This window comes from Streptomyces sp. 13-12-16, assembly GCF_002114215.1.
Lineage (GTDB): Bacteria > Actinomycetota > Actinomycetes > Streptomycetales > Streptomycetaceae > Streptomyces.
The window spans coordinates 1-4,395 of record NZ_NCTE01000252.1 but is presented as its reverse complement, the minus strand read 5'-3'; the positions used below and the strand labels follow the sequence as shown (position 1 = coordinate 4,395).

Sequence of the window (4,395 nt, the reverse complement as noted above, 5' to 3'; positions counted from 1 at the left end):
CGCCGGGCCGCTTCCGGGGCGCCGGCGCGCATGTACTCGCGGGCGGCTTCGCGCAGGCACGCCACCGCCTCGACGCGGCCGTCGCAGGGCACCTCCAGCAGGTGCCGGGCGGCGGCCGCCGACCCGAACCCGGCGGCCCGGATGGCCTCGGCGGCCCCGTTGTGCAGCCCGACCCGCAGCGCCGGGGCGATGGAGCGGTAGATGGTGGTGGCGATCAGCGGGTGGACGAAGGCGAGCCCGTTCCCGGTCCCGTCGTCCTCGGCCAGGATCCGGGCGGCGCGCAGCCGCTCCGTCGCCTCGGTGGCCGCCTCACTGCCGACCACGGCGATGGTGGCGGCGAGTTCCTGTGACACGGACTCGCCGAGCACGGCCGCGGCGTAGGCGAAACGGACGGTGGTCGTCCCGAGGGCGTGCAGGCGTTCGATCAGTCCGCGGCCCTTGACCGCCGCGGCGAGGTCCCGCATCGCGCGCAGCTCGTGCCGGGCGCCCCGCAGATCGTGTTCGCCCAGGCGGATGGCGAGTTCGACGGTCTCGAACGGGTTTCCCCCGGTGGCCCGCCGGCATTCCTCGCAGAACTCGTCCTCGGCCTCGTCCCCCACCTCGTCCCTGACGATCCGCGCCACCGCCTCGGAGGTGAGCGGCTCCAGCGCGTGGGCGCGGGTGCCGAGGCTGCCCGGCAGGGCACGCAGCGGCTCCGCCTCGCGCGGCAGGTCGTCGGGCCGGTGGGCGAGGACGATCAGCAGCGGCAGGTCCGCCACCCGGGGGGCGAAGGAGGTGAGCCAGTCGAGGGACTCGACGTCCGCCCAGTGCAGGTCGTCCAGCAGCAGCACCATGGGTGCCTTCCGCGCGGCGAGCCGGGTCATGACCCAGTCCAGGCCCTCGCGGACCCCGGACGGGTCGGGCACGTGGGGGCCGGGCCCCGCCTCCAGGCCGAGCGCGGTGGCGACGACGTCGTACCAGCTGCCCAGGAAGGCGCGGAGCTCGTCGCCGTCCATCGCGGCCAGCGAGGGCTGGAGGAGCCGGCGCACCACACGGAACGCCAGCTCCTGCTCGTTCCGGCCGCCGCAGCCCGACAGCACGGTGACCCCTTGGGCCAGCGCGCGGGAGCGGGCCTGCGCCAGCAGCGCCGTCTTGCCCATCCCGCCCGGGCCGGTGAAGACGAGGAGCCCGCCGCGCGGCGTCTGCGGCACTCCGTTCCGGGTGTCCCGCAGGGCCGCCAACGCCTCGTCCAGTGCCCGTAGTTCCCGTCGGCGCTCCAGCAACGGCCGGGACTCGGTGACATGCTGCCGCCGCTCGATCGCCATGTGCCCTACCGCTTCCTGTCGTTCGACCAACGGGTGGCAGGCGAGCGTATGCCTGCCGGGGCGCACCGGGTCCGTCTTCCGGTACGACCACGACAGGACGGGTGAACCGAAGGCGGCGACGGCTTGAGGCATCCCTCCTGGGGGTAGGGGCGTTCGAATGGGCCGCGTCCGCGGCGCGGGCCCGTGGCGGTGCCCGGGTCAGACCGGGGCCGCCGCCGTGTCGGCGTAGCGGGGCACGGTGCGGGACCAGTGGCAGCACCCCCGGATCCAGCCGGCCATGCCCTCCGCGTACCCGACGGCCGAGGGACTCAGCCGCGGCCTGATCTCCTCGAAGAGACCGACGAACTCGTCGATCGTGCGGTTGATCTGACGGATCGCCAGCATGACGGCGACCGGCAGGGAGCAGCGGCGGGCCCGCTGGTGGGCGAGGGCCAGATTGATCATCCCGCCGGCCCGGCGTTCCTTCACCGCGGAGTACAGATCGGGTATCCACACCGCCGCGTCGGCCGACAGCCGGGTCAGCCGCCGCATCGCCGGGTGCTGCAGCTCCGCGTCGGACAGTTCGCACGGCTGGGCCGCCTCGCACAGCGGATGGAAGGGCTCGACCCCCGCGGTCAGCGACCGGATCGACGTGCACAGTCCGGTCGGCAGCGGCGCGGTGTCGGCCTGTGCCACCGCCTCGTACAGCAGGCCGTGCACGTACTCACGGCTCTTGACGGCCCATCGCGCGGCCTGGGCGGGCGTGCACCGCTCGCGGACCTGCCGGTGCAGATCGGCCAGGGCGGCACCGAGCGGCGTCGACGGCGACGCGTCGTCCCGCAGTACGGCGATGCTCTCGTCCAGCATGGGCAGCAGCCGGCCCGGTCCCTGCCGGCCCACCTCCTCCGCCCGGTCGTCGAAGACGAATTGATAGGCGATCTGATTGGCGACGATCTGCAGCAGACCGGAATCCATCTCCGGACCGTTGTAGGAGGCGAGCTGGGCCGGACGGGCGCGGGCGATCATTTCCGGAACCCAGCTTTCGTCCGCCAGTCCCGTTTCCCGCAGCCACTTCTCGACGCCCGCCGTGACCCGGTGTTCGTGCGGATTGGTCCGGAACGGGAACGGCATGTGCAGATGGGCGTCGATCAGGTCCCTGAGATCGGTGCCGGGAATTCCGCGCGGTGTGCCGGCCGTGATGTCCTCATGTGTGGTCGACAAGGTTGTCACCCGCCCCCCGGGACCGCCGGCCGAGCCCGTCACCGCGCGGTTCGCAGATCATCCGCAGGGACCTGGGGCCCAGCGTCACCGCGGGGCGCACCGGCGCGACGGGCCCCGGGGGGTGCCGCAGCCGCCAGCGGCGGGCGATGGTCGCGACCGCCACCGTGCTCTGTGCCATGGCGAAGGAGTCCCCGAGGCATTTCCGGCTGCCCGCGGAGAACGGGACCATCGCGCCGTACGGCTGGTCGGTGTGCTCGCCCGACAGCCACCGCTCGGGCCGGAACCGCTCGGGGTCGGGGAACGACGAGGGCGCGTGGTGCAGCAGGTACGGGCTGTAGACAACGGTGGTCCCGCGCGGCAGGCGGCGCCCGCCGAACTCGACCTCCCTGGTGGTGGACCGGGTGAAGAGCCAGCCGGGCGGGGAGTGGCGCAGGGTCTCGCTGATCACGGCCCGGGTGTAGGGGAGGCGCGGCAGGTCGTCGGAGGTGGGGAGGGTGCGCCCGGCCAGTACGGAGTCGACCTCGGCGTGCAGTTCGCGCTCGGCCTCCGGGTGCCGCGCGAGCAGGCCGAACGCGGAGGACAGGCCCAGGGAGGGGCTCTCCGACCCGGTGAGCAGCAGGGAGACGAGCTGGTCGTGCACCTCGCCGGGGGTCACCCCGTGCTCCCCGGCGTCGGCCGCCGCCAGCAGGGTCCCCAGCAGATCGTCGCGCGGCTCGCCCGCGCGGCGCTCGGCGATCGCCGCGTCCACGAGCCGGTGCAGACGGGCGACCGCGTCCCGGTACCGGCGGTTGGCGGGCAGGGGCACCCGGAACAAGGCGTCGACCGGGACGACCGTACGCACGAACAGGCCGTGGACGATCCCGGCCAGGCAGTCCCGCACCTCGGCGGTCCTCGCCGCGTCGAGCGAGTCGGAGAGCAGGACCCGGCTGATCGCCCCCGTGGTCAGGGCCATCATGGCCGCGCTGACGTCGACCTCCCGCCCCGCCCGCCACGCGCCGCACACCGATTCGGCCTCCTCGCCCAGCGCCTCCGTCAGGCCGGCGACGCGGGACGGACGGAAGGCGGGCTGCAGCAGCCTGCGCTGCCTGCGGTGATCGCCGTGCGGGCAGGTGACGACCCCGTCCCCCATCAAGGTCCGGAGCCGCTCGTAGAGGGGGCCGCCCTTGTCGAAGGTGCGGGTGTCCCTGAGCATCTCGTGGACCAGTCGCGGGTGGCACACCACCCAGGCACGCATCGGGCCCAGGCGTATCTCCACCAGATCACCGTATGCGGACAAAGAATTGAGGAACTCCAGTGGGCGTCGGAACAAGGCGATACCGTGGCCGACGGACGGGAATATGCCCGGCGCGGTTCCCGATCTCCAGGTCGGCGCCGGTTCATGAACGTCATGAACGTGATTGCTCATCGAATACCACCTGTCTCGAGCGATACAAACGGAATTCAGTGAGTCCACATGTGCGAGTCCACATACATGTGGCACTCGAACCTTGTCCTGCCCACACCGGACCGGCACCCGACGTACCGAATGCCGTCGCCAAGGGGGCGCACGGGTGCACGGGGGAGCACAGGGATTCAGGTGTTCGCCTCCACGAAACGGGCGGGCCGGGCCGGTGCCGAGCGGGTGCCCGCCCCGTTGCCGGCGGCGGGCACCGCGTCGGGGACGCCCTCGTGGACGATCAGCACATCCGTGCCGCCTCCGGCCTCGGTGAGTGGGGTGGTGATCGTCATCGTGCCGCGTGACCCCGGCGCCTCGGTCCCGAACCCGAGGCCCACCACCGGTTCGCCGGGCACGAGCCGTGCGAAGCGGCCGTGGCAGGCGGCGGTGTGCGGGGACGACCCGCCGTCCGCGCCGGGCGGGTCGCAGGTCAGGGAGACCCGCCGTCCGCGCGCC

3 protein-coding genes and 1 pseudogene are annotated in these 4,395 nt (G+C 73.2%); all 4 read right to left on the bottom strand.

The features are described 5' to 3' along the window. Positions 1-1,304: AAA family ATPase (locus tag B7767_RS11410; RefSeq protein WP_179167114.1), on the bottom strand; the 1,304-nt coding region annotated here is incomplete at its 3' end. 198 nt (positions 1,305-1,502) lie between these two features. After that, positions 1,503-2,513 carry a (-)-alpha-amorphene synthase gene (locus B7767_RS11405; protein WP_107485997.1) on the bottom strand — a complete coding sequence of 337 codons (1,011 nt, stop codon included), beginning with the start codon at positions 2,511-2,513 and terminating at the stop codon, positions 1,503-1,505. Continuing rightward, on the bottom strand, positions 2,488-3,813 hold the full coding sequence (locus B7767_RS11400; RefSeq protein ID WP_256923409.1) for a cytochrome P450: 1,326 nt from the start codon (positions 3,811-3,813) through the stop codon (positions 2,488-2,490). Before B7767_RS11400 ends, B7767_RS11405 begins: the two co-directional genes overlap by 26 nt. Positions 3,814-4,076: 263 nt before the next feature. Then, positions 4,077-4,395 (bottom strand): annotated as a pseudogene (locus tag B7767_RS46325) (polyketide cyclase); the annotation flags it as partial.